This window comes from Coprococcus sp. AM14-16, from assembly GCF_003434675.1.
Classification (GTDB): Bacteria; Bacillota; Clostridia; order Lachnospirales; family Lachnospiraceae; genus Coprococcus; species Coprococcus aceti.
Window position 1 is genome coordinate 824,793 of the sequence record NZ_QTLL01000001.1, and the last position, 24,647, is coordinate 849,439.

General features: G+C 43.0%; 24 protein-coding genes, 1 tRNA gene and 1 riboswitch. Of the genes, 4 read left to right on the forward strand and 21 right to left on the reverse strand.

Annotated elements, in window-relative coordinates:
- Window positions 1-44: 44 nt before the first annotated feature.
- The 6 genes from DW159_RS03735 to DW159_RS03760 all read right to left on the reverse strand — a co-directional run bounded on the left by DW159_RS03735 (window position 45) and on the right by DW159_RS03760 (window position 5,586).
- Complete coding sequence (locus tag DW159_RS03735; RefSeq protein ID WP_015534899.1) at window positions 45-1,223, reverse strand: phosphoribosylaminoimidazolecarboxamide formyltransferase; 1,179 nt, start codon at window positions 1,221-1,223, stop codon at window positions 45-47.
- Window positions 1,224-1,249: 26 nt separating this feature from the next.
- On the reverse strand, window positions 1,250-1,963 hold the full coding sequence (locus tag DW159_RS03740; RefSeq protein ID WP_022216500.1) for an IMP cyclohydrolase: 714 nt from the start codon (window positions 1,961-1,963) through the stop codon (window positions 1,250-1,252).
- 112 nt (window positions 1,964-2,075) lie between these two features.
- Window positions 2,076-2,171, reverse strand: a riboswitch (ZMP/ZTP riboswitch).
- Window positions 2,172-2,283: 112 nt separating this feature from the next.
- The gene (locus DW159_RS03745; protein WP_004851061.1) at window positions 2,284-2,439 is read right to left on the reverse strand and encodes a FeoB-associated Cys-rich membrane protein; all 156 of its coding nucleotides are present in this window, start codon (window positions 2,437-2,439) and stop codon (window positions 2,284-2,286) included.
- Between the two features lie 41 nt (window positions 2,440-2,480).
- On the reverse strand, window positions 2,481-4,970 hold the full coding sequence (gene feoB / locus DW159_RS03750; RefSeq protein ID WP_117548987.1) for a ferrous iron transporter B: 2,490 nt from the start codon (window positions 4,968-4,970) through the stop codon (window positions 2,481-2,483).
- 131 nt (window positions 4,971-5,101) lie between these two features.
- The gene (locus DW159_RS03755) at window positions 5,102-5,323 is read right to left on the reverse strand and encodes a FeoA family protein (protein ID WP_022216503.1); all 222 of its coding nucleotides are present in this window, start codon (window positions 5,321-5,323) and stop codon (window positions 5,102-5,104) included.
- Between the two features lie 53 nt (window positions 5,324-5,376).
- The gene (locus DW159_RS03760; protein ID WP_004851067.1) at window positions 5,377-5,586 is read right to left on the reverse strand and encodes a FeoA family protein; all 210 of its coding nucleotides are present in this window, start codon (window positions 5,584-5,586) and stop codon (window positions 5,377-5,379) included.
- A gap of 267 nt (window positions 5,587-5,853) precedes the next feature.
- Between DW159_RS03760 and DW159_RS03765 the strand changes: the two genes are divergently transcribed.
- Entirely contained in the window at window positions 5,854-6,228 is a 375-nt protein-coding gene (locus DW159_RS03765; protein ID WP_173794552.1) for a metal-dependent transcriptional regulator, read from the forward strand.
- Window positions 6,229-6,341: 113 nt separating this feature from the next.
- Here DW159_RS03765 and DW159_RS03770 read toward each other — a convergent pair whose 3' ends face one another.
- The 3 genes from DW159_RS03770 to DW159_RS03780 all read right to left on the reverse strand — a co-directional run bounded on the left by DW159_RS03770 (window position 6,342) and on the right by DW159_RS03780 (window position 9,802).
- Window positions 6,342-7,226: a phosphatidylserine decarboxylase gene (locus DW159_RS03770; protein WP_117548988.1), complete on the reverse strand. Its 885-nt coding sequence runs from the start codon at window positions 7,224-7,226 to the stop codon at window positions 6,342-6,344.
- Between the two features lie 87 nt (window positions 7,227-7,313).
- Complete coding sequence (locus DW159_RS03775) at window positions 7,314-8,006, reverse strand: CDP-alcohol phosphatidyltransferase family protein (RefSeq protein WP_117548989.1); 693 nt, start codon at window positions 8,004-8,006, stop codon at window positions 7,314-7,316.
- Between the two features lie 101 nt (window positions 8,007-8,107).
- Window positions 8,108-9,802: a S8 family peptidase gene (locus tag DW159_RS03780; protein WP_158547577.1), complete on the reverse strand. Its 1,695-nt coding sequence runs from the start codon at window positions 9,800-9,802 to the stop codon at window positions 8,108-8,110.
- A 292-nt stretch (window positions 9,803-10,094) separates the two neighbouring features.
- Here DW159_RS03780 and DW159_RS03785 point away from each other — a divergent pair, with 292 nt between their 5' ends.
- Together DW159_RS03785 and sigE are read left to right on the forward strand one after the other, a co-directional pair.
- Complete coding sequence (locus DW159_RS03785) at window positions 10,095-10,550, forward strand: sigma-E processing peptidase SpoIIGA (RefSeq protein ID WP_022216507.1); 456 nt, start codon at window positions 10,095-10,097, stop codon at window positions 10,548-10,550.
- Window positions 10,528-11,265, forward strand: coding sequence for an RNA polymerase sporulation sigma factor SigE (sigE, locus tag DW159_RS03790; RefSeq protein ID WP_015534897.1), 738 nt, complete (start codon window positions 10,528-10,530; stop codon window positions 11,263-11,265). Before DW159_RS03785 ends, sigE begins: the two co-directional genes overlap by 23 nt.
- A gap of 102 nt (window positions 11,266-11,367) precedes the next feature.
- Here sigE and DW159_RS03795 read toward each other — a convergent pair whose 3' ends face one another.
- The 10 genes from DW159_RS03795 to ruvA form a co-directional block, all read right to left on the reverse strand.
- Window positions 11,368-11,589 (reverse strand): hypothetical protein, encoded by a 222-nt coding sequence (locus DW159_RS03795; RefSeq protein WP_015534896.1) that lies wholly within the window; start codon window positions 11,587-11,589, stop codon window positions 11,368-11,370.
- Window positions 11,590-11,685: 96 nt separating this feature from the next.
- Window positions 11,686-11,769 (reverse strand) — tRNA-Leu (locus tag DW159_RS03800).
- Between the two features lie 45 nt (window positions 11,770-11,814).
- A complete protein-coding gene (locus DW159_RS03805; RefSeq protein ID WP_117548991.1) occupies window positions 11,815-12,669 on the reverse strand; it encodes a class B sortase in 855 nt (284 codons plus the stop codon).
- A gap of 63 nt (window positions 12,670-12,732) precedes the next feature.
- The gene (locus DW159_RS03810; protein WP_022216509.1) at window positions 12,733-13,185 is read right to left on the reverse strand and encodes an NUDIX hydrolase; all 453 of its coding nucleotides are present in this window, start codon (window positions 13,183-13,185) and stop codon (window positions 12,733-12,735) included.
- Window positions 13,186-13,306: 121 nt separating this feature from the next.
- Window positions 13,307-14,758: a peptidoglycan D,D-transpeptidase FtsI family protein gene (locus DW159_RS03815; RefSeq protein ID WP_071849453.1), complete on the reverse strand. Its 1,452-nt coding sequence runs from the start codon at window positions 14,756-14,758 to the stop codon at window positions 13,307-13,309.
- Complete coding sequence (locus DW159_RS03820; RefSeq protein ID WP_022216511.1) at window positions 14,739-16,238, reverse strand: FtsW/RodA/SpoVE family cell cycle protein; 1,500 nt, start codon at window positions 16,236-16,238, stop codon at window positions 14,739-14,741. The genes DW159_RS03815 and DW159_RS03820 overlap by 20 nt, the downstream gene beginning before the upstream one ends.
- Before the next feature lie 23 nt (window positions 16,239-16,261).
- Window positions 16,262-18,616 (reverse strand): peptidase U32 family protein, encoded by a 2,355-nt coding sequence (locus DW159_RS03825; protein WP_117548992.1) that lies wholly within the window; start codon window positions 18,614-18,616, stop codon window positions 16,262-16,264.
- The gene (locus DW159_RS03830) at window positions 18,606-19,007 is read right to left on the reverse strand and encodes a cell division protein ZapA (RefSeq protein WP_015534892.1); all 402 of its coding nucleotides are present in this window, start codon (window positions 19,005-19,007) and stop codon (window positions 18,606-18,608) included. The genes DW159_RS03825 and DW159_RS03830 overlap by 11 nt, the downstream gene beginning before the upstream one ends.
- Before the next feature lie 13 nt (window positions 19,008-19,020).
- Complete coding sequence (gene ruvB / locus DW159_RS03835) at window positions 19,021-20,028, reverse strand: Holliday junction branch migration DNA helicase RuvB (protein ID WP_117548993.1); 1,008 nt, start codon at window positions 20,026-20,028, stop codon at window positions 19,021-19,023.
- A gap of 25 nt (window positions 20,029-20,053) precedes the next feature.
- Complete coding sequence (ruvA, locus tag DW159_RS03840) at window positions 20,054-20,656, reverse strand: Holliday junction branch migration protein RuvA (protein ID WP_117548994.1); 603 nt, start codon at window positions 20,654-20,656, stop codon at window positions 20,054-20,056.
- 202 nt (window positions 20,657-20,858) lie between these two features.
- Between ruvA and DW159_RS03845 the strand changes: the two genes are divergently transcribed.
- Window positions 20,859-21,917 (forward strand): ribonuclease H-like domain-containing protein, encoded by a 1,059-nt coding sequence (locus tag DW159_RS03845; RefSeq protein WP_117548995.1) that lies wholly within the window; start codon window positions 20,859-20,861, stop codon window positions 21,915-21,917.
- 71 nt (window positions 21,918-21,988) lie between these two features.
- Here DW159_RS03845 and DW159_RS03850 read toward each other — a convergent pair whose 3' ends face one another.
- Both DW159_RS03850 and cmk read right to left on the reverse strand, forming a co-directional pair.
- Window positions 21,989-23,938 (reverse strand): bifunctional 4-hydroxy-3-methylbut-2-enyl diphosphate reductase/30S ribosomal protein S1, encoded by a 1,950-nt coding sequence (locus DW159_RS03850; protein WP_055222594.1) that lies wholly within the window; start codon window positions 23,936-23,938, stop codon window positions 21,989-21,991.
- Window positions 23,939-23,954: 16 nt separating this feature from the next.
- Window positions 23,955-24,617 carry a (d)CMP kinase gene (cmk, locus tag DW159_RS03855; protein ID WP_022216517.1) on the reverse strand — a complete coding sequence of 221 codons (663 nt, stop codon included), beginning with the start codon at window positions 24,615-24,617 and terminating at the stop codon, window positions 23,955-23,957.
- Window positions 24,618-24,647 lie beyond the last annotated feature (30 nt).

Sequence of the window (24,647 nt, forward strand, 5' to 3'; positions counted from 1 at the left end):
ATTCTTCTATAAATACAATATCTGACACCGACAGGCCTAGCAGATTAGTGATGGAATAATCTGATTCCTGTAAATACCATGACCATATCGTACTTGTCAGCACACTCGATAACAAGATCGTCACGAACTGATCCGCCAGGCTGTGCAATGTACTTGACACCGCTCTTGTGAGCTCTCTCTATATTGTCTGAGAATGGGAAGAATGCATCTGATCCAAGGACAACATCTGTGTTCTGCGCAAGCCATGCCTTCTTCTGCTCTGCTGTGAACACCTCAGGCTTAACCTTGAATCTCTTCTGCCACTCGCCTTCCTTAAGAACGTCCTCATACTCATCACCCATGTATACGTCGATGGCATTGTCTCTGTCGGCTCTTCCAAGTCCGTCAACAAACTGAAGTCCCATAACCTGTGGTGACTGACGAAGGAACCAGTTGTCTGCCTTCTGTCCTGCAAGTCTTGTACAGTGGATTCTTGACTGCTGTCCGGCTCCGATACCTATAGCCTGTCCGCCCTTTACATAGCATACTGAGTTGGACTGTGTATACTTGAGTGTGATGAGCGCGATCTTCATATCGATCTCAGCCTGCTCTGGAAGATCCTTGTTCTTTGTAACAAAGTTTGACAGAAGATCCTTGTCGATCTTGAGCTCGTTTCTTCCCTGCTCAAATGTAACACCGTATACCTGCTTTCTCTCGATCTCAGCAGGAACATAGTTCTCATCTATCTGGATGATGTTGTAATTTCCCTTCTTCTTTGCAAGAAGAAGTTCCATAGCCTCATCTGTGTATCCAGGAGCGATAACACCATCTGATACCTCTCTCTTGATAAGGCGTGCTGTGTCTGCGTCACATACATCTGAAAGTGCGATGAAATCGCCAAATGATGACATTCTGTCAGCACCTCTTGCTCTTGCATATGCGCATGCAAGTGGTGAGAGCTCTCCGAGATCATCTACCCAATAGATCTTTGCAAGTGTATCTGTAAGTGGAAGTCCAACTGCAGCGCCTGCTGGTGAAACATGCTTGAATGATGTTGCTGCTGGAAGTCCTGTTGCCGCCTTGAGTTCCTTTACGAGCTGCCATCCGTTAAATGCATCAAGGAAGTTGATGTATCCAGGCTTGCCGTTTAAAACCTTGACAGGAAGATCACTGCCATCCTCCATATATATTCTTGATGGCTTCTGATTTGGATTACAACCGTACTTTAACTGAATCTCGTTCATGATCAAATATCTCCTTTATTCTTTAATTACTTATTCTTGTTCACGATCTTTGTCTCGTACTCACCTGTTGCGATGTCAATATATCTGACGAACAGTGACACCTTGTTGTCCTCATTGAGGCTGTTCCATACCTTGTCTGTGAACTCATCGATATCACCGGATATCTTAACCCACTTTGGCTCACCCTCAAAGCTTGGGAGCGGATTACCATCATGCATATATGTGTGAATGAAATGTCCCTCACCGGCTACAGGGTTCTCGTATGAGAATGTGTATCTGTTATTTGCAGCAGGGTTGCCGTTGTTGCTCTTAAGTATTGACATTGAATAGTCGAACACGCCATTCTTTATGTGCATGACACCTGAGATTCTAGGTGTGTAGTTAGGGCCGTCAGGCTCAAACTGTCTGCTTCTGAGTGACTGCTCAAATGTGAGCTCATCGTCAAGTCCGTCATATATAGTGTCTGTCTGATCGCCATTTGTAACTATAGTCTTGTTGCCAAGAACTCTTACAGGTGCATAGATGATAAGGCTTGGATCCTCAAGCTTTGATGGATCAAACGCCTCTGTTCTGATTCCTTCGCCCTCTGTCACAAATACTCTGTTACGGCTGTTTGAGCTTCTTCCCATGATGAAATAAGCTGTCACTGCCTTCTTACCATCCTCGGACACACCGATAACGATTCCGCGTCCTGGATATGCATTTTCGCTAAGTTCCTTCTCAAGTGATAACATTTCCATTTTCTGTTGTACCTCCATGTGTTTTCTCGTACCTGTGAGCTGATGTTATGCTGCAAAGAATCCTAAAAAAGAAAGCCAACCACCTGCGCACACAAATACATGTCTTGATATATTTGCTTGCCCAGGCGGTCGGCTTGTCTTAACAGTACACTCCCTGTAGGTAATTCCTACCAGCCATCGGCTGTCTCCGCCAGTCGTGTACCAACATGTTTTTATAATATAGTAAATCTTTTGTTATTTCAAGTGTTATCTCACATAAAAAGGTGCGTTGTCATAACTTACAGCGCACCCCATATATATTACTACAACTATTATTTTATTTAGAGCTTGTGACTGCATCCGCCATGGCAGCTCGAACAGTCGCCACCACATATGTGTTTGCCCTTTTTTCTATCCTTCACCATACCTCTGACAATGAAGAACACCATCAGAACGATTATGGCTGCCACAATGATTGTACCAAGATACTCTGACATAAGTCACCACTCCTTTTATATATTTTCCTCTATATCTTATATTAAGCGTTGAGGAACTCCTTGCTTGTCTTTACCTTCTTGTTTGGATCCGGACGGAACAGCATGAAGAAGAACAGAACAACAAGTGCAATTGCTACTACTGACCATACACCGAATGTACAAGCTCCTGTGAAGAGACCTGCGATTCTGTATACAACAAGTGCTACAAGGTAAGCAAATCCACACTGATATCCGATTGCGAACCAAAACCACTTAGCACTGTTCATCTCTCTCTTGATAGCACCCATAGCTGCGAAACATGGTGCGCAGAGAAGGTTGAATACAAGGAATGAGAATCCGCTTGCTGTTGTGAATGCGCCTGCAAGTGCCTGGTAAACTGTACCGTCTCCACCACCGTAGAGGATACCCATTGTACCAACGATGTTCTCCTTGGCAACAAGACCTGTGATAGATGCTACAGTTGCCTGCCAGTTGCCCCAGCCCTGTGGAACGAAGATCCATGCTATCGCATTACCGATCTTTGCAAGGATACTGTAATCGATCTGGCTCTCATCAAGCATCTGGAATGAACCATCAACAAATCCAAAGTATGTTGTGAACCATACAGCGATTGTTGAAAGTGTGATTATTGTACCAGCCTTCTTGATGAATGACCAACCACGCTCCCACATGCTTCTGAGTACAGAACCTACTGTTGGGATATGATAAGGTGGAAGCTCCATAACGAATGGTGATGGATCTCCGGCGAACATCTTTGTCTTTTTAAGTATTATACCAGAACATATAATTGCTGCAATACCGATGAAGTAAGCACTTGTTGCAACTATTGATGAACCACCGAATATAGCACCGGCGATCATGGCGATAAATGGAACCTTAGCACCACATGGTATAAATGTTGTTGTCATGACTGTCATACGACGGTCTTTCTCATTCTCAATTGTACGTGAAGCCATGATACCTGGCACACCACAACCTGTACCTACAAGGATAGGTATGAATGACTTTCCTGAGAGACCGAACTTTCTGAAGATACGATCCATGATGAAGGCGATACGTGCCATATATCCACAGTACTCAAGGATTGCAAGTAAGATGAACAGTACGAGCATCTGAGGTACGAAACCAAGTACAGCACCAACACCGGCTACAATACCATCGATGATAAGTCCATGTAACCAGTCTGCACATCCAATCTTGTCAAGTCCTGCAGAGATGAGATCTGGGATTGAAGGAACAAATACGCCATAATCAGCAGGATCAATCTCTGCCATCTGTGTCTCGTTGAAGTAATCAACTGCATCAAGATATGACATTGCGTTTGTTGTCTTTTTATTAGCATTTGCAGGAACCTCTGAGTAGTAAACATCGATATCGTATGTATCGAGTGTCTCCTCATCTTCCATCTCATACTTAACGCTTGCCTCTGTGTTTGTATTTGCCTCGATAGCTGCCTTTGTGGCATCTACATCAACTGCATCCTCGTCATCTGTTACGAGTACGCCATATGCATCGAGTGCTGTTGTTGCTGCATCATAGTCACCTGATGCATCTTCATAAGCTGAGCTTCCAATTCCGAAGAGATGGAAACCATCGCCGAACAGGTTATCATTTGTCCAGTCTGTGCACCATGCACCTACTGTTGACATTGCTATATAATATACGAGCCACATGATGAGCACGAATATAGGAAGTGCAAGGATACGGTTTGTTACAACACGGTCGATCTTATCTGATACTGTAAGCTTCTGCCCCTTAGCAGCCTTCTTTACACACTTGTCAATGATCGATGAAATATATGAATATCTCTCACTTGTGATGATACTCTCTGTGTCATCATCGAAGTCATCCTCAAGCTTCTTGATCTCTGCTGAGCAGTCTGGAGCATTCTTCATCTGCTCTATGATCTTGCTATCCTTCTCGATGAGCTTGATCGCGAAGAATCTCTTTCTGTTCTCCTCCATGTCAAGCTTAGTGCTTACGCTCTCGATTGCAGTCTCAACAGCCTCATCAAAGCTGTGGACTCTTGCATTTGCTGACTTTGACTTTGCTGCAGCGATAGCTTTCTCTTTAACCTCATCGATACCTGTACCCTTGAGAGCTGAGATCTCAACGACCTCACATCCAAGAGCTTCCTTCAGGTTCTTGATGTTGATGGAATCACCGTTCTTCTTTACAAGATCCATCATGTTGACAGCCATGACAACAGGGATTCCGAGCTCAATAAGCTGTGTTGAGAGATAAAGGTTTCTCTCTATGTTAGTACCATCGATAATGTTGATGATGGCATCAGGATATTCCTGAATAAGATAATTTCTGGCAACAACTTCCTCAAGAGTGTATGGAGAAAGTGAATAGATACCAGGAAGGTCAGTTATGATAACATCCTTGTTACCCTTAAGCTTACCCTCTTTCTTCTCAACTGTAACACCTGGCCAGTTACCTACGTACTGGTTAGCGCCAGTTAAAGCATTGAATAATGTTGTTTTACCGCAGTTAGGATTTCCTGCAAGTGCAATCTTTACTGACATTGTTTACCCTCTTTCCTATTGTATTGTGCAGACGCATTTAAAGGTGCTTACGCACGGCGTCTGCGTACTTCATATTAGCCTTTTCTATCATATGTTAGCATATACTAACGTATGAACAAAAAAATAAGCTGTTACTCTACCTCTATGATCTCAGCATCAGCTTTACGTATTGATAACTCATAGCCTCTTACAGTAACCTCTACAGGATCACCGAGAGGGGCAACCTTACGAACATAAACCTGTACACCCTTTGTGATGCCCATGTCCATGATACGTCTCTTTACAGGACCCTCGCCTGCAATCTTCTTGACAGTGACAGTACTGCCAACCTTGACATCTTTTAATGTGCTCATGATCTTACTCCTTTTACATACTTTTGTCGTCAGTCAGATACATATAATCACACCTATACAAGTATCTTGCTGGCCATATCTTTATCAATGGCAACACGGGAATCTTTGATATTAACGATAAGATTACCTGCATTCTCTGCCACGACAGTTACAACACTACCTTCAACAAAGCCCAGTTTTTCAAGAAACAATCGTGTTTTCTCTCTCCCGCCAACCTTTTTGATCACATTGGCTTCTCCCGGTTTTGCAAATGTTAATGGCATAATTGCACCTCCTTAACTAGCAACTTAAACCACTGATTTTCATATCGTGGTTAGTATATACTAACATTAATTAGATGTCAATAATATTAATCATTTTGGACTAATTGAACAAAACACGGCTCTTTTATTGACAAAAAGTGCCTATTTGTCGAAATTCGTATTTCAATTATCAAATTGAATAAAAAATTCATTTATGATATATTATTTATAATTGCTACATTGATACAGATACATTTATAATGTTAAATATAAGGGGGATATATAATAATGTTGACCACGAATGAATCAGTAGAGAATTATCTTGAAACCATTCTCGTCCTCAGCCAGAAGCTTCCGGTCGTCCGAAGCGTTGATGTTGCCAACGAGACTGGCTATAAGAAATCAAGTGTAAGCGTTGCTATGAAGAATCTCAGGGAGATGTGTTATATAGAAGTAAGCGACTCAGGATACATAACTCTCACAACAGCCGGTAAAAAAATTGCAGAGATGATATATGAGAGGCACCAGCTTCTGTCTTCATGGTTCACAAGTCTCGGCGTTGCAAAAGAGACCGCAGCCGAGGATGCCTGCAAGATCGAACACGTTATAAGCCAGGAGACTTTTGAGGCCATCAAGAGGCATGTGAATTCTATAAATGAATAATATAGAATATAAGTTCTGACACAGACTGGATAAACAACAAAACAGGAACAGCGTATAGCTCCATAGCAAGCTATACGCTGTTCCTGTTTTATATGGAATATATAATATTGCTCTTAACGTACATATCCAACCAGCTCGCCCTGTCTGACTCTGGTCTCAATATCTTTTCTAGAATTCTCAACTATTCTGTCTAAAGGAGCGACTTTGTCCTTCTGGATGAGAAGAATGATTGTTGAGCCACCAAACTCAAAATAGCCCTTTTCCTCTCCTCTTCTGACATCCGTGGAATCCACATACCTGTTAACTATACGACCAACCAGAAGTGCTCCAACCTCCATATCAATGATGGTTCCCGCATCCTGCGTCCTTATAAGACAATACTCTCTGGTATTTTCTTTGTAAATGTCGTAATATTCACTGGCTATAGGGTTAACTGTGTGATATAAGCCTTCTATACGTCTGACATCAGACTGCTTTCCAGACACGTTATATATGTATCTGTGATAATCATCGACACACAGTCTGAACAGCCACAATTTTCCACCTCTGTAGTGCCTCGCAAGCTTTTTGTCCCTGAGGAGGGATGCCACCGTGTACTCTGAATCCTTTATATTGAAAGTCTGTCGTTCTGTGTCTTCTATATCATATACCGTAAGCCTGCTGTCACATGGACTCACAAAACCTTCATCGGTCATATCTATGGTCCTTGCTCCCGGCACCAGCTTTCTCTTGAAGAAATCGTTATATGAGTCAAACTCATTCTTCTGACACACAGATATATCAATATCATTTTTCTTAATGAATGGATTGATCATGATTCTGGATAATCCAGTGTCCATGAATCTTCCCACAAGCTTTGACACCTCTGGTCTGATCAGCCATCCCAGCACCATACGTCCCGCTCTGTTGCCATATAACAGGCGCAGGACTCTGTCCTGTGTCGATACACCCTCATTATGTTTTGATCTTTTGTATATTGCATATTTGTTCTTTATCATATCTTATACATCATCCTTCATCGCTTCTGTATATCCGGTATAGCCAAATTACTTCTATATCTTTTATTTTCCATAGCTCCTATACACTTATAATAGAAGGGATATAAAATAAGGAATAGTTATGATATGACGTCTGACCATGTATCTTATCATAAGCCAAACTACGGCAACTGCCACAATGACAATTATCACCATAAGTTCCCTTGTGGTTGGCTTAGGGAATCTGAAATCTGTTATGAAAAGTATCATTGCAAGTATCATGATTCCATGAAGCAGAATTGGGAAAGAGGACCCAAGCAAAGGTGACGTAACGTATATTATAGGAAGCCCCACCGATATTGCGGTGATCGGCATTCCATGGAAATACTTTCTTCCATCCGGCTGCTCTATGACCTCAGCATCATCATCGTCATTGTTCTTCTTCTCCTCGAGCACGTTATAGTATGCAAGTCTTATCATTCCAGCCAGACAGTACAGTGCAAGAATAACCATTCCAAACGGCGTGTTCATTCCTGAATACCAGCACAATACAACAGGAAAAACTCCAAAACTCACCAGGTCACAGAGAGAATCTATCTGGATACCAAATCTCTTCTCATCCATAGTCCTATCCTTCTTGCTCCTTGCGACTTTTCCGTCAAATGCATCAAACAGACCGGAAAGTGCAAGACACAATATTCCTATGCTAAGGTGTCCGGTAAATGTAAAGAACATGCCTGTGATAGATGACACCAGGCTCATATATGTCAAAATAACTGTATAATTATAAAATCCTACCATGTGTGAAATACCCCGTTTTTTTCTTTTATACTTGCAAAAACACGTACGAATTAAATTATACACAATTACTTGACATAAAACCACATCTTTTTGCAAATCTTTCATACAATTAATCCTTTGAAGCTGTTTTCCATACACACGGTCCCCCAGCCTGTATATCTGTTCGGGTAACTGCCCAGTGAACCGAGAGGCTTTGCTCCCCTTATAAGCTGAGCCTTAACCCTCTCTCCGTACATATATGGATCGTTCCCCAGGACTATCCCCCATTCCATGATAAGTGCCGCACAGCCAGACACAAATGCCGCCGCCAGCGATGTGCCATCGGCATTTCCGTATCCATACTCACCATAGCTGACAGTCACTCCGACACCCGGAGCTGCAATATCCGGTTTTATGGCATTATCCGACGTAAAACCCCTGCCAGAAAATCCCGTTATGGATGCATTTACCTGATCATAGGCAGCCACCGTTATTATATTTGATGCCGTACCCGGGATCGTGAGGGTTCCATACACCGAAGGATTCTCAAATGCAACCTGCCCCGTCACATAACTGTCACCGGGTAGATACGCATTGAATATCCCATTTGCAATGCTCTTCGGTGCAATCCTCACATGCCATATTCCCTGCTCTATATCCCCGGGCTCAGACTGGAAAAATACATATATGAGCTGCTTGACATTGTAAGGTGAAGGCCCCTGGAATATCCCAAGCACCTCCGTGCTCCCATAATACGCCCCGGATACTATCTGTCCCTCCGTGAGATACGCCACAAGGTCGTAGGACGGCGAATAGACGAGCACATCGAAGCTGTCGATATAGTTTTTCCATATCTGCAGGCCAAAGTTTTTCACACCGGCCGCCACCGCAATGTCAATACTCGCATAGCTTACATTTCCAAGCATACCGCTGGTATGCAGTTGTCTTCCACCGTCATTTCCTGAACCCGTGACAACACACACCTTAGCCATCTGGGCCACAGAATTAACAAACAGCTCAAGTGTCGACGTGCCATCATGGGCTCCAAAGTTATTTCCATATGAAAGATTTATCACTACCGGAGTTCCAGTCTCCATGCTGTATCTCACAAGCAGATCTATCCCCATCATTATACCTATCGTGTCCGGCAGCGCGCGTTCAAGCGACTGTTCAACGACAATGATCCGGGCTTTTCCCGCCACTCCTATATTGCTCCCGGCGGCCACAGATGCAACCTCCGTGCCGTGCTGCTCTCCCATGACACCGGGCAGCCGCCTGTCCTCATACATTTGCCCGATCTCACTTTGATCATATATCCGTCCAAGACCATAGCGGTTTGGGTAAGTCCTTTCATAATCTGTATTCTGGTTCCAATACATGACTATCCTGGAGCCGGCGTCATCTGCAAATTCCCGGTTGAGGATATTCACGCCGCTATCTATAATTCCGATACATACGCCTTCGCCTGTGAGCCCATACTTCGACATGAAATTTTCCGTTATGCAGGATACGTATCTGTCATAGGCGACACCCGCACCATAACTGTAATATTGAGCTTTATCGATATAAAGTACCCTCGGCTCCTCCTGAAGCCTTTTTATATTGTAGGAATACACGTTCACTATGGCATATCCCCCGAGCAGATAAACGCAGCTATTCAGAATATCTCCCTCAAGATCATCTATGTCACCGGAATGTCTGATTATCAGCATCCACGAATCATCGGATGCGTTATATCCAAGATAAAGACTACTGTACGGCATGTAACCATCCGCATCCATGGCAAGTTTAAGTTCAGGACTTATTTTGTCATCCATACATATACATTTCTCATTTTTTATCATTATATTGCACAAAATATCGCTCTATGTCGCAAATTGTTTGCTTATTTCGCACTTTTTAGGATGTTTTAGCACTTTTCCACATTATCCACAGATTTATACACATTTTTCAAATATATAGTCGTATATTGAAAAACTTAACCACATTTCCATCAACAAATTAAAAATTCAATCGAAATATCGATGCTTCATTTATTGTAATACGACCATTTTCTTACCAGCCCACATATATAATTCCAATTGCACTACATGAAAAGAAGTGAATTATTTGAACTTTCTGACAAATGTATTACTAGGCAGACATTCAAGGATCACCAATGCTATCGGTTACCTGGACACAGGTAACACGCTAAGATGCAATCTCACAGGACGCAACGTCGCCGTGACTACATACGCCGTAGCCATCGAACTGGCTCCACCGGAACTGACTCCACTGCTCGATGACTACATCAAAAAACCGTCTTCCATATATGAATATGATTACCGTGATGACATTCCGGCCGGAATACACATAATTCCCTACAATACAATATGCTCCGGAAATCAGCTTATGCTCGCCATGGACATTGACTACATGTTCATCGACAGCTCATACATGGAACACAGACCACTGATCGGTATCAGCCCAAATACATTTAATATACTTCACACAGACAAATGTATTCTTTTAAGCAAATATTATATGAAAAGAGGCAAAAGACATGTTAAACACAATAAGGGGTAACGACTTCAAATTTACTGTTGCCAGCAATATTTCACTGCGCTCCCTGAAAAGCGGCAAAGATATATATTATATTGGAGGAACCGAGGTACTTCCCGCCCCGCTGGAGCCCCACGAGGAGGCCGTGGTCATAAACGAACTCACAAACAACCAGTCTGATTCCGCAAAGAAAATGCTGATAGAGCGAAATCTGCGACTTGTCGTATACATTGCTAAAAAATTTGACAACACGGGTGTCGGAATTGAGGATCTAATATCCATAGGCACGATCGGTCTCATCAAGGCCATAAACACCTTCAAAAATGACAAAAACATAAAGCTTGCTACCTACGCATCAAGATGTATTGAAAATGAGATACTCATGTTTCTCCGTCGCAACAGCAAGCTCAGAACAGAGGTGTCCATCGATGAACCGCTGAATGTTGACTGGGACGGCAACGAACTGCTTCTGTCCGACATTCTGGGAACGGATGAGGACGTAGTCTACCGTGATCTGGAGACAGAGGTAGACTACAATCTCCTCGACAATGCCATATCAAAGCTATGTGAAAAGGAACGCACCATCATAGAACTGCGGTATGGAATAAACACCATAGGTGGGGTAGAAAAGACTCAGAAGGAGGTGGCTGATCTCCTGGGAATATCCCAGTCCTACATATCCAGGCTGGAAAAAAGAATAATCAAGAAGCTTCGCAGAGAGATAATGAAGCAATACTGATACACACAGACAAATATGACCGGGAAGCTGCATACATCCGTTGTTCTGCAGTCTCCCGGTCATAATCTTTCAGTGACGATATTATGTCATTATGACATACTGTCAGTGATGATATCCCGCCATACGTCTCTTGTAATCATCCACTTTATCCCTCAGTTTGGTGTAGTCCTTTTCCTTGAGCTGCCCCTCCTCATTAAGCTTCGTAACCAGCTCATCAAGTTCCTTCAAGGCTTTATGCGCCAGATCCTTGTAATTGTTCGCCAGATTCATATCCAACTCATTCACAGCCGAATTCACCTGCTGTTTTACCTTTCTACTCATCATAATATATCACCGCCCATTCATTTCAAGATCTTATTCCCACGTATACCAAAAGAGCCTGAAACCCTTGATTCTACTCAGGTTTCAGGCTCAATATAATGCCGGCTGCGGGACTTGAACCCGCACGATGTTGCCACCAACAGATTTTGAGTCTGCCTCGTCTGCCAATTCCGACAAGCCGGCGCTTGCGACATTTGTTATATTAACACATGCCCCATTTAGTGTCAACTACTTATCATCCCCTGTTATCCTTCGCGCAACCACGACAAATCTGCCATCCTCAGTGTGTGAAGCGCATGTTGAAAGTGTGATGAGTTCATCACCGTACTCAGCCGTAACACCGCTGTCATATGATGTGTTTGACTTGACAAAATCAATATATTCATCAAATTCCGCCTTATCCGCAGCGTTAAAGAACTCATAATAATGATAGTGCTCCGTGTCATCGTCAGGATATATCTCCGATCGGAATGCACCGATGACCTCGTATGTTCCGGTCTCATACAACGTGTCAAACTTGATATTCTTATGCTTCTTATAAAAGCTCTCGTCCTCATACTGAAGCAGCTCTCTGAACATTATTCCCGACTTCATGTTATGTCCGTATATGAGAACATTGTCCGTTCTGTCATCAAACGGCCTGCAGTTCGTATCTATGAACGGTGTACCCGGATCACTCCAGTTCTTATCGAAGTCCAGATGCAGATAATAATCGTTGTCATCGGGAGTGTACATGACCGGATAATCTATGGTCGTGCCATCGATCGTGAGCCATCCTGCAATATCACTGTTCTTCTCGTATAACTTCTCGAATTTCTTGAGTATCTTCTTCTCGCCATTGTCCTTACTTTTATCCGAGACCTCCACCGTAACCTTTTCGGTATCATCACCATCGGTATCGAGCATTCCTTTAAGATCATTGAAGTTATTCTGCGCATTCTTCGCAATATAATAATACCTTCCAAGATACGCACCGCTCCCAACTGCTATAAGTAAAAAAACGACCAGCAGTATGTCCAGAACTATATCCTTTGCTGTTCTCTTTTTCTTTTGTTTTGATCTGCCTGCATTCTTTTTATTCATGTCTTACCCTCAAAAGAAAACTAAAAAGGCTTCTGTACCTGCATACAGAAGTCCTTTTGTTGATTAATAATACTTCTTGTTTCCCCACAGATTCTTTTTCTTAAGATCAACATACTCTGAATATGCCTGTTCAAGTATCTGCTTCTCGTTAGGAAATTTCAGAAGGTGGTAGGCTTCATGGTATTTGTAGTAACCGGAATCCACGAAATACTCTTCTCTCTGTGGCTTGCTGTAATAGCTGTCAGACATCATGAGATACCAATGAACATCCTTATTTACCACATCAAATGCCGTGTTAAAAGTGTAATTGCTCTTTCCCACGTATTTGATTATAGATGCGCTTACACCTGTCTCCTCTTTCACTTCTCGCAAGGCGGTCTCATCGTGCTCCTCGCCCTTTTCAACAGTTCCCTTGGGGAGAACCCATCCTTCGTATTTGTTCTTGTAATTCTTATACAACAACAATACTTTTCCTCTGAAGATTACCACCCCTCCACAGCTTGTTGCTTCTATCACTGCAATTCCTCCTGTTTCTTCCGGGTGTGTAATTAAAACTTGAAGTCAGTATATCATATGTCAAATTATTTTTAAAGTAAATATGATCACGTATTAAGGGCATACGCATCATTTTGTGCAATTATTTCACATAATTATAGTATGCGTCAAAGAGCTGTCTGGCAATATACTTTGCTGAAGCTCCAGTTGAGCTTGCATTCTCAACTATGACACATACGACAATATCCGGATCATCAACATTTGAGAATCCAACAAACCACGAATGTGAATCCATGTTGTCGTTGAACTCCGCAGTACCTGTCTTTCCGGCTATGGTATATGAGCAATCTGCAAATGCATCCGATGCCGTACCATATGATGTTACGCCAAGCATCAGATCCTTCAGAAGTCTTGCGTCAGATGCAGATATGATCTTACCGTAGGTGTTCGGCTTGAATGTCTTTACAAGATTGCCATCGCATGTCTCTATCCTGTCGATGAGATATGGGGACATCATGACTCCTCCGTTTGCTATGGTGCTCATGATCATGGCACTGTGCAGAGGTGTTATAAGTGTGTCGCCCTGTCCTATGGCTGTCTGCGGTATCTCCGAATCATCTGAGGTTGCATTTAACTCGAATACTGATTTTCTGTAATATCCGTCATAAGGAAGATCCTTGTTAAACAGGAACTTCTCACACAGATCCTTGTACGACTGCTTGTTGAGCTTCATTCCTATATTGGCAAATGAAGTGTTACAAGATTTCGCCAGTGAGTCCGCCAGATCCACAGTTCCATGAACCGCATAATCTGAGCAGTGTATCTGTACTCCGTCAAATATATCCTCGCCCTCGCACTCATACGAATATTTCTGATAATTGCTGTTCTCATGAATATACTCCAGAGCCGTGAGTACCTTGAAGGTTGAACCAGGTGGATACAGACCCTGTGTTGCACGATTCAACAGATAAGAGCTGTCAGAATCCTGTGAATCCTCTATCACACTGTCTATATAGTTCGGATCAAAATCAGGCTTTGAGACCATGGCAAGGATCTTTCCAGTATCCGGTTCCATGACCACAACAGCGCCGTCATTATATCCCAGTGCATCGTAAGCCGTGCTCTGCAGCGTGGTATTCAGTGTACTTATGACATTGTTTCCCAGACTCTTCTCATTCCTGAGCTTGTTGTATGTCTGCGTGATTATGTTCTGGTTTGATGTCAGGAGATAGTACGCGGAGCTCATCTCAAGTCCCGCCTGTCCGTTGCTGTCATATCCGACAACATGTGCGAACACATTGGAATATGGATAATTTCTGTACTCATTTCCATCATCATCCGTCAATGTCTCCGCAAGGACATTTCCATCGCTGGATATGATGCTTCCCTTCTTTATCTTCTCCGCATAGAGAGACTGTCTCCCATTGTATGAATTGGCGATGAATGTTCTTGAATCCCTCACCATAAACACGATAATATATGCAAACATACAGATAAAGATTATGACAACAAAATATGTTATAACCAGAACAGGCACATTCTTTTTGTCATTTGTCTTCTTGTCCAGAATGTCACTATTCTCCCCAGAATTCATCTGAGTTCGTCTCTTTCCTGTCGTATCCTGTCTTTGCTTTGCGCTGGACTGGCTTTTTCTGTTTGCGTTGTTTTTCACCGCTGTTTGACTGACCCCTGACCGCGACTGGGGTCTCTGGCCACTCTTCCCTGCTGATACTTTCCTGTCTGACATTTTTATCAACTCCACTGTTCTCTAATACACATATACCCTGAATTATTCCAAATATAATGAGTGTGCTGACAACCGAACTCACTCCATAGCTCACAAGCGGCAGCGTCACACCCGTAGATGGTATGAACTTCACAACACCGCCAACGTTCAGGAATATCTGGAATATGAAGCATATTGTAAAACCAAAGGCTACATTCTTATAAAAAGCATCTCTTATCTTCATCGATATATTGATGAAATATATGAAGCAGCTCAGATACATAAGAAGCAGGCAGAGTCCAAATATAACTCCAAGCTCCTCACATATCGCAGCAAATATAAAATCACTGGACACGACCGGTATCGATGTCGGAAGTCCCTGGCACAGACCCGTTCCCTCGAATCCGCCCGAGCCTATCGCAAACAGACTCTGTGCAACCTGATATCCACTTCCATCTATATATTCGATCGGGTTAAGCCATGCATCGATTCTCATGGTGACATGGCTGAAATGATTCTTCAAAAGCATATATCCAACCACAGCAAGAACCGAACCTCCGAGGCCTCCGCCTATAAGTATGCTGTGCTTACCAGTGGCAAGGTACAGCATCATGACAAATACCATGAAGAAGATCACCGCACCACCGAGATCCGTCTCAGCCACCAGAACCAGCATGAAAAGTCCTGCTACACAGATCGTTTTCATCATATCCTTAAAGTTCTTTGCCTTTTCAAATGAGCTGGCAAGGAAGAATACGAATATGATCTTGACGATCTCCATAGGCTGCATCGATATTCCGCCTATGCTTATCCAGTTGTTTGAACCATATTTATCAACTCCCACATGCGGGATGAACACCGTGCACAGGAAGCCTATACCAAACACCGCATAGAATATATTCCATTTCTTTATCTGCGGGAACTTTACCACGAACAACGGCACAAATGCCGTCACCACCAACATGATCGTGGCAAATATAAACTGCTTCTTCGCCAGATCAAAATCAAGTCTTGTCAGCATGACATAACCTATGAGAAGAAGGAATGACATATTGTTCGTTATAAGTCTCGATGAGCCCTTATAAATGGCATGATATGAAACCATATATGTTATGGATACTATCATCTGTAGCAGATAAAATATAAGTATGCTCTTCTTCTCATAATGCAGATATAATGTCAGATAGCAAAGAAAATGTATCATGAACACATAAAATATCTGCACATTAAGCGCCCGCCGTTTCTTATCGGCAGGCACAGGCTTTAAAACCGTAAAGCATTTTACGGTGTATAAAACCATAAAAAATATGATCAAATACTTCGCTATCTCCGTTACTATTGTTATCATGTTTCCACCTTTATCAAAAAGTCTTAATCGATTCCTTTGTAATAATGTCCCCTGGTATACTGATCTACAGACATGGATACTGCTTTTTTCCCTGACATGGCAAGCTCCAGACTGTCCATTATATCCTTTACTTTATTAGTATCCTCAATTGTAAATTCAATATAACAGTCTTTATCTGAAATACCGGTTTCAGCCAGTCTGTCTATCATATTTGTAGGAACACCATTATATATAATGTTATAGCAGTGCGCACAGTCATTTCTTACATAGAATCTGTTTCCCCTGTCATCCGTCAGGACATTCCGGGACATCTTCCTTGAGGCACAGCCGTTCATGTAATTGCCTGCTATACAGTTTGCAGTGATCATAACCTTCTGATGACCATAGAGCTTTATGAGTGTATCATATGAAAGACCATGTATCTCATCAAGTGTGAGCTCGTTTGAGCACATAAAGCACACATCACCCATAATCTCTCTATAGAAATCAAACGCATTATCATTATACGCATAGAGACTGGCATCTGCGATCACGAGTCCCTTATAGTCCAACTTCTTTAGAATTCCCAGCTCGTCATAATTTCTGATCATCACACCGTCAAATGAACCAAGTTCACCGGAAAGACCTGAATATCTGTCAAGCTCTCTCTGCCGCAATACCTCAGGCAGAGCAAGGATCACTCTGAATCCGGCCTGCTTCAATTCATCTGCATATTTTCTGACATTATAATCTACTATTACATTGCTAACCCATTTATAATTCTTAACAATATTTACATGGTCAGCGTCCGACACTCCAACTGTAACACCGTGAACAGTGTTGTTTTTCACATTTTCAAGAGGTCTTTCAGCGCCAGGCAGGCCAGTTCTTACTGCACCGCCATCCCGCCTGTAACTCTGTGAGATCTGCAGTCCAAGCTGTTCAAGCGCCTCCCGCCTCAGGTTGTTCACTGCGCTTATCTGTACAAACAGGTTGTCAGATACATCAGCAGTTATATCCCCGAGCACATAATCTGTACCGCCTGTCTTTTTGATCTTGTCAACTATCTGCGACTTCGTGACAGGCTTGTTAAGTGCCTGTGTACACACAGGCCCCTCGACTGAGACAGAACACTTTCCTTCTACAGTTGAAAGCTTAAGCTCTAATGGCTGATCCGCATACGCACTGACATGTGCAACGAGCTCTATCTTCCTGTCGGCATTTATTATATTATTCTGTATATCTTCCAGAAGCTTACCGTTTCTTGTACGGTATACATCATTGAACTTTGCAATGCTCCTGAATGACTTCGCCTTAAGTCTGACATTCTTTCCCGCTTTTGCCGCCACATTGCATGTGAGCTCCACATCGCCATTTCTGCCTCTTATCTCAAGGACATCGCCTGCGGATACATTCTCGTCAAGTTTTATATCCACATATGGCTTTTCTACCGCATTCACACGCCCAACCTTAATTCCTGTGTGGTTCGGTCTGCTGTTCGCAAGCATCTTTTTGCCATTGGATGTGTAATAATAACCTGAGCAGAATCCGCCCCTGTTATATATGTCGAGAAGCTTCTTCTCCTGCTCCTCTGCCAGTTTCTCCACTGATTCGCCCGCCAGATAAGCATCTCTGACCTCACGGTACGCAGTCACGGTTGCAGCCACATACTCTGGCTTTTTCATTCTTCCCTCTATCTTGAAAGAATCAATTCCCGCATCTATGAGCCTGCTCAGACTCTTCAACATGCACATATCCTTCAGGCTGAGCATATACTCATTTACATCATTTGAGGTATACTGCTTTCTGCACGGCTGGGCACACCTTCCCCTGTTACCGCTTCTTCCTCCGGCAAAGCTGCTCATCAGGCACCTTCCGGAATAGCTGTAACACATCGCTCCGTGGACAAATGTCTCCACCTCTATATCAACATTTTTCTTGATCTCTGTGATTTCTGACAATGACAATTCTCTCGATGGCACAAATCTGGTCATGCCTATGCTTTTCAGAAACGCAGCGCCCTGTGAACTGGACACGCTGAGCTGTGTACTTCCGTGCAGTGGAAGGTCTGGAAACGACTTGCCCAGAACGGAGACAACTCCCATATCCTGTACAATTATCCCATCCACGCCCTGCCTGTAATAAGGCTCCACATATGATGGGAGCCTTTGTATCTCTTCATTCTTAAGCAGTGTGTTGATCGCCATATAGACCTTCACTCCGAATCTGTGACAATAGTCTATGGTATCAAGCAATTCTTTTTCATCAAAATTACCGGCAAATGCCCGGGCACTGAACATACTGCCTCCAAGATATACCGCGTCTGCATATGCATTGACTGCAGCTTTCACCGCCTCCGTGTTGCCCGCCGGTGCCAAAATTTCAGTCTTATTTAACATTTTTCTCCGCTTCAAGTTTTATGATCTGTCTCTGAAGTTCACTTATCTTCTCTTTGTATTCCTCTATCATCTTCTGTGCAGACTCATACTTTATCTGCACCTCGATAACCTCATGTCTCAGATCATATATCTGCTTATCCTTGTCGTCATCCTCGGTGAGCATCTGATTGACCTGATCCTTTGCCTTAAAGTAGTCATCGGCTATATTCAGTGCAAGCAGAACATTCTGATACTCTGCGTTAAATCTCCTGTACGCCTCAGATGACTGACATTCTGCTATCTTGCCATTGATATATGTCGCCACATTCTGGAGATAGTCCTCGCTCTCCTGGCCGCTCAATGTATATACTTTATTGTTGATTACCACCTTGATATCATTCTTCTGTGCCATATCCCATTCTCCTTTACTTATCCTTTATAAATGCATCCAGTCCAAAATGTCTGTAACATAGATCAGTGACAACTCTTCCCCGGGGAGTTCTGTTTATGAATCCATTCATTATGAAATACGGCTCATACACATCCTCTATCGTGCCCGGATCCTCACCGACGGCAGCCGCCAGTGTATCCAGACCGACAGGCCCTCCTGCAAATTTCTCTATCATTGTCATTAATATATTTCTATCGTTCACGTCCAGTCCCACGGAATCGACCTGAAGCTTGTCCAGAGCGGCCTTAGCAACATCGTGATCTATATGGCCGTCATGACACACCTCAGCATAATCCCTGCAGCGCTTGAGAAGTCTGTTCGCAAGTCTCGGTGTACCTCTTGATCTTCTTGCGATCTCAAGTGCACCCTCCTCGTCTATGTCAACTCCAAGAACCTCCGCTGACCTCATCACTATCTCTCTCAGATCGTCATGGGTATAAAATTCCAGCTTGTCCACCATTCCAAATCTGTCCCTTAGGGGAGCCGACAACATTCCGACCCTCGTCGTTGCACCTATCAGTGTAAATCTTGGCAGATCAAGTCTGATCGACCTTGCACCTGCGCCCTTGCCTATCACAACATCTATTGCGTAATCCTCCATAGCCGGATAGAGCACCTCCTCAACCTGTGTGCTGAGTCTGTGTATCTCATCGATAAACAAAATGTCGTTGTCCGACAGATTGTTGAGTATCGCGGCAAGCTCACCGGGCTTTTCTATGGCAGGTCCCGAGGTGATCTTGATATTTACCCCCATCTCATTTGCCACAATGGTCGACAGCGTCGTCTTACCAAGTCCCGGCGGTCCATACAGAAGCAGATGATCCAGTGGCTCATTTCTCTTCTTCGCCGCCTCTATGAATATGTGCAGATTATCCTTGACCTTTTTCTGTCCAATATACTCCGACAGATACTGAGGTCTGAGATTATATTCACTTTTCTGTTCTTCTATGTCCAAGCTTTCTGTTGAAATAATTCTGCCCATTTTTTCTACCTATCTGATCAATATTCTATATCATAAATCTGAGTGCCGCCTTAAGGAGCTGCTCCTCATCCATATCCGCTGAACCATCTACACGCGAAACAGCACGTCCCGCCTCAACACCTGAATATCCAAGTGCTGTGAGAGCCGATATGACATTTGTTCTCACATCGCCTGCAGCGGTCTGCACAGCAACCGAATCATTGTATGCTGCATCTATCATATCCTCCATGCTCAGCTTATCCTTGAGCTCCAGAATGATCCTCGAAGCGCCCTTTGCCCCGATTCCATTAGCCTTTGATATGACCTTTACATCCTCAGATATGACCGCAAGCCTGAGCTCGTTCACGGTGAGTGTTGACAGAAGAGACATGGCTACCTTTGGCCCCACACCACTCACTCCCAGCAGTATCTTGAACACATTGAGTTCATCTGCGTTCTCAAAGCCAAACAGACTTATCTCATCCTCGCGTATATACATGTATGTGCTTACTTTTATCTCTGAATGTACCGGTGGAAGCTTCTCCATAAACTTTCCGGATACCATGAGCTGATACCCTATTCCACCACACTCGATCACTATATAATTGTCACCCTTTATTTCAAGTGCTCCTCGAATATATGAAATCATCCGTTAACTTTTCCTGTCCTGTAATATATGACGGTATCTCAAAATCGCATAGAAACCGACACTAAATCTTCGTAATTATATCATATTATTTATCAATTGTGAATATATGTTTGCTTTTTTGAAAAACGACAGCTACTATATATATTGCAGAACAATGCATGTTCTATAATGTACCTTACGCAAGGAACCAAAAGGAGCCATTATGATAATTTTTAAATATACTGAAGACATAAATGTAGATACAGCTCACATATCGGACGAGCTGTCGGATATACTCTATTTTGATATAGAAACAACCGGCCTCAGCGCCAAACGTTCGGATCTCTATCTGATCGGATGTTCATATTTCTCAGACAGTGCATTTCGCACCCAGTTGATATTCAATGACAACGGAACTTCAGAGCCTGAAATGCTGTCCCATTTTGAACAGATCCTAAAGAATCACAAAATACTGGTGTCATACAACGGCGATACCTTTGACATCCCCTACTTGCTGAAAAAAATGGAGCAATTCGACGTGGACACTACGCTTGACAATATACAGAGCGTGGATATATATAGAACAACCAGAAAATACAAAAAGCTTCTGCGTCTGGACTCGGCTAAGCAGTTTGACATAGAGCATCTGATTGACTTCCAGAGAAATACTTTTATATCAGGAGGCGATCTTATATCCGCCTACAAGCATTATCTGAGTTCTCACGACGAATCTCTGCTTGACGATATGCTTACCCATAACCATGACGATATAAGAGGGCTTATATCTATATCTGAATTTGTGAATATCCCTCATATTCCTGATGACTTTCAGATAGATGATATATCCGATACCATCGATTCAATAACATACAACTGTTCCATTCCAAAGCTTCCATGCCGCATAACGGAATCCCTGAATGGAATTCTTGTAAATGCATGTGACACACATATGCATGTGGTCGTTCCAAAGACCCGGGACACCGAAATGAAATACTTCTTCAAGGACTACAAAAATTATTACTATCTACCTATGGAGCACATGGCCATACACAAATCAATGGCGGCTTATGTGGACGATGCCCACAAGGAAAAAGCGACAAAGGACAATGCTTTCACCACCAAGACCGGCAGCTTCATACCCTGTCCACCAGGATTTCACGGAGAGATATTCTATGATACAGATCTTAAAGGAAACCGTTTTCTTTCGGACAGCACCGAATTACACGAAAAATGTGATCAATCCCACGCCTATATCCTTGCAGTCCTGAACAAACTATTCTGATATAAATATTCTGGCATAAAAAAACCGTAGTCATTATCGACTACGGTTTTCTTAACTGTCTATATATCAGATTACTCCTCTGTGTCCTCTGCTACATCATCTGTATACTCTGGAGCTGGAAGTAATTCCTTTACGCTGAGACTGATCTTCTTGTCATCTGCATTGCACTCAACAACAACTGCCTCAACCTCATCGCCTACCTTGTATACATCCTCTGGCTTGTTAACATGCTCATATGAGATCTGTGATACATGGAGAAGTGCGTCAACACCTGGCTCAAGCTCGATAAATGCACCGAAATCAGCCATTCTTGCTACCTTACCTGTAACTACTGTTCCAGGAGCATACTTCTCTGCTGCGTTAAGCCATGGGTTTGTATCATCAAACTTAAGGCTGAGAGCAATCTTCTCGCCGTCAATGTTCTTGATGAATGCCTTAACAGTATCACCAACCTTGAGAACTGACTTAGGATCGTCAACTCTTCCCCATGACATCTCTGAGATGTGAAGAAGTCCATCTGCTCCACCGAGATCTATGAATGCACCAAAGCTTGTAACGTTCTTTACAACACCCTCAACTATCATTCCAACTTCTATTCTATCAAACAGAGCCTTTGCAGCCTCTGCCTTTCTTGCTGCAACGATCTGCTTTCTGTTACCAATTATTCTTCTCTTCTTTGGCTGGTACTCTGTGAGTACAAACTCGATATCCTGATCAAGGTACTTGTCAAGATTCTTCTCATATGTATCTGAAACAAGACTAGCAGGGATAAATACTCTTGTCTCATCGTACATAACGTTAAGTCCACCGCTTACAACCTGAACAACCTTACCTGTAAGGATCTCTCCTGACTCAAGAGCAGCCTCAAGCTTCTCATTAGCCTTCTCTGCAGCAACTCTCTTGTATGAGAGAAGAACTGATCCCTCGCCATCGTTTGTCTTAACAACCTTGGCTGTTATCGGATCATCAACATGTACAAGCTCTGTCAGATCTGCATTAGGTGTGTTGGTATACTCGCTTCTAGGAATAATACCATCTGACTTGTAGCTGATGTCTACCAGAATCTCATCAGGCTTAACATCGATAACTCTACCTTCTACTATCTCTCCTGTCTTGATTGAGACTCTGCTCTCATCATTCTTTAATAATTCTTCAAAATTCATCTCGTCCATCCTACCATGAACCTCCTTAATAATTTTGTTTGGGGTAGATGCCCCAGCTGTAATACCTACCCTACTAACGGATTCAAAAGTAGTCAAATCCAAATCAACGAGTGTCTGTATATAGTAAGTATTCTCACATTCTTTTTTACTAATCTCATATAACTTCTGAGTATTAGAGCTGTTCCGACCACCTATAACAATCATGGCATCTACCTTTGATGCAATCTCCTGCGCCTCCCTTTGACGCACAGACGTAGCATTACAGATAGTCTTATAAGCAGTAACATTATACAATTTATTTCGAATAATATCAACAATATAATTAAATTTTCTGTAATTAAAAGTTGTCTGACTAACTATCGATATATTATCCGCTGTTTTGACCTCTCCGTCAATATATTTTCTTACAAAAGCCTCAGCCTCCTCCTCGGAACCTATGACTACCGGAGGCTCTACACACCAGCCCACGATTCCTTTCACCTCGGGATGGCTTGAGTCGCCTATGATGACGACTGTATTTCCTTTCTGTCCTTCCTCGCGCACTATGTTGTGTATCTTCTTGACAAATGGACAGGTCGCATCTATCACCGTATTCCCACCAGCCTCCAGAATGTCATATATCCTTTTCTCAGCGCCATGGGATCTGATTATGACCTTGCTGTCTTTTATCTCAAGCAATTCGTCATCACTGTCGATCACCTGCACTCCGTGCTTTGTAAGATCACCAACCACCTCTTCATTGTGTATTATCTGACCATAAGTATACACATTTTCCTCGTCAGCATGTTCGTATGCTGTATCCACCGCACGCTGAACGCCAAAGCAGAATCCGGCACTCTTTGCAAGTAATATCTCCATATCTAAACCACCTGTATTACATTCTCTCTCTTGCAAGTCCGACTATAGTGTCTGTAACCTGCTCTATCGTCATATCTGAGCTGTCGATAAGAACCGCGTCATCAGCCCTCTTTAAAGGAGCTGTTTTTCTCTCCATATCCTGCTTATCCCTCTGGATTATATCCTGCTCTATCTTCTCTATATCAATATTCTCAGCGCCCTTTGCGACAAGCTCGTCATATCTTCTTTTGGCCCTCACTGCCGAAGAGGCGGTAAGGTATACCTTGAGCTCTGCTGAAGGAAGTATATTTGTTCCTATATCCCTTCCATCCATGACAACATCATTTGAAGCAGCGAGATCCCGCTGGAGTGACAGAAGCTTTTCCCTGACGCATGGAAGTGCAGATGCCTTTGAAGCCATATTACCAGCAGCCTCAGTTCTCAGCTTTCCTGTTACATTCTCGCCGTTAAGGTAGACCTGCTGTGCTCCATCCTCATATTTTATTTCCACGGAAATGTCCGCTATGCTTTTCTCCACCAGGTCTTCATCGCTGGCAGATATATCGCTTTCTGTGAGATATACAGCCACCGCCCTGTACATGGCACCTGTATCCACATATATAAAACCAAGCTCGCCTGCCGCCTTTTTTGCTATCGTGCTTTTGCCTGCACCTGCAGGTCCATCTATTGCTATATTCATATCTTCGTCTCCCTGTAATTAAATTGACTG

Excerpts from the sequence above, each read along its gene's own strand:
- DW159_RS03775 (WP_117548989.1), bottom strand. The coding sequence starts at position 8,006 with ATGGTAGGATTTTATAATTATACAGTTATTTTGACATATATGAGCCTG.
- DW159_RS03815 (WP_071849453.1), bottom strand. The coding sequence starts at position 14,758 with ATGAATTCTGGGGAGAATAGTGACATTCTGGACAAGAAGACAAATGAC.
- DW159_RS03755 (WP_022216503.1), bottom strand. The coding sequence starts at position 5,323 with ATGAGCACATTAAAAGATGTCAAGGTTGGCAGTACTGTCACTGTCAAG.
- DW159_RS03765 (WP_173794552.1), top strand. The coding sequence starts at position 5,854 with ATGTTGACCACGAATGAATCAGTAGAGAATTATCTTGAAACCATTCTC.
- DW159_RS03740 (WP_022216500.1), bottom strand. The coding sequence starts at position 1,963 with ATGGAAATGTTATCACTTGAGAAGGAACTTAGCGAAAATGCATATCCA.
- DW159_RS03770 (WP_117548988.1), bottom strand. The coding sequence starts at position 7,226 with ATGATAAAGAACAAATATGCAATATACAAAAGATCAAAACATAATGAG.
- cmk (WP_022216517.1), bottom strand. The coding sequence starts at position 24,617 with ATGAATATAGCAATAGATGGACCTGCAGGTGCAGGCAAAAGCACGATA.
- ruvB (WP_117548993.1), bottom strand. The coding sequence starts at position 20,028 with ATGGGCAGAATTATTTCAACAGAAAGCTTGGACATAGAAGAACAGAAA.
- DW159_RS03845 (WP_117548995.1), top strand. The coding sequence starts at position 20,859 with ATGATAATTTTTAAATATACTGAAGACATAAATGTAGATACAGCTCAC.
- DW159_RS03795 (WP_015534896.1), bottom strand. The coding sequence starts at position 11,589 with ATGATGAGTAGAAAGGTAAAACAGCAGGTGAATTCGGCTGTGAATGAG.
- DW159_RS03805 (WP_117548991.1), bottom strand. The coding sequence starts at position 12,669 with ATGAATAAAAAGAATGCAGGCAGATCAAAACAAAAGAAAAAGAGAACA.
- DW159_RS03760 (WP_004851067.1), bottom strand. The coding sequence starts at position 5,586 with ATGCCATTAACATTTGCAAAACCGGGAGAAGCCAATGTGATCAAAAAG.
- DW159_RS03745 (WP_004851061.1), bottom strand. The coding sequence starts at position 2,439 with ATGTCAGAGTATCTTGGTACAATCATTGTGGCAGCCATAATCGTTCTG.
- sigE (WP_015534897.1), top strand. The coding sequence starts at position 10,528 with ATGTTAAACACAATAAGGGGTAACGACTTCAAATTTACTGTTGCCAGC.
- ruvA (WP_117548994.1), bottom strand. The coding sequence starts at position 20,656 with ATGATTTCATATATTCGAGGAGCACTTGAAATAAAGGGTGACAATTAT.
- feoB (WP_117548987.1), bottom strand. The coding sequence starts at position 4,970 with ATGTCAGTAAAGATTGCACTTGCAGGAAATCCTAACTGCGGTAAAACA.
- DW159_RS03825 (WP_117548992.1), bottom strand. The coding sequence starts at position 18,616 with ATGTTAAATAAGACTGAAATTTTGGCACCGGCGGGCAACACGGAGGCG.
- DW159_RS03735 (WP_015534899.1), bottom strand. The coding sequence starts at position 1,223 with ATGAACGAGATTCAGTTAAAGTACGGTTGTAATCCAAATCAGAAGCCA.
- DW159_RS03830 (WP_015534892.1), bottom strand. The coding sequence starts at position 19,007 with ATGGCACAGAAGAATGATATCAAGGTGGTAATCAACAATAAAGTATAT.
- DW159_RS03780 (WP_158547577.1), bottom strand. The coding sequence starts at position 9,802 with ATGGATGACAAAATAAGTCCTGAACTTAAACTTGCCATGGATGCGGAT.
- DW159_RS03820 (WP_022216511.1), bottom strand. The coding sequence starts at position 16,238 with ATGATAACAATAGTAACGGAGATAGCGAAGTATTTGATCATATTTTTT.
- DW159_RS03850 (WP_055222594.1), bottom strand. The coding sequence starts at position 23,938 with ATGGAGATATTACTTGCAAAGAGTGCCGGATTCTGCTTTGGCGTTCAG.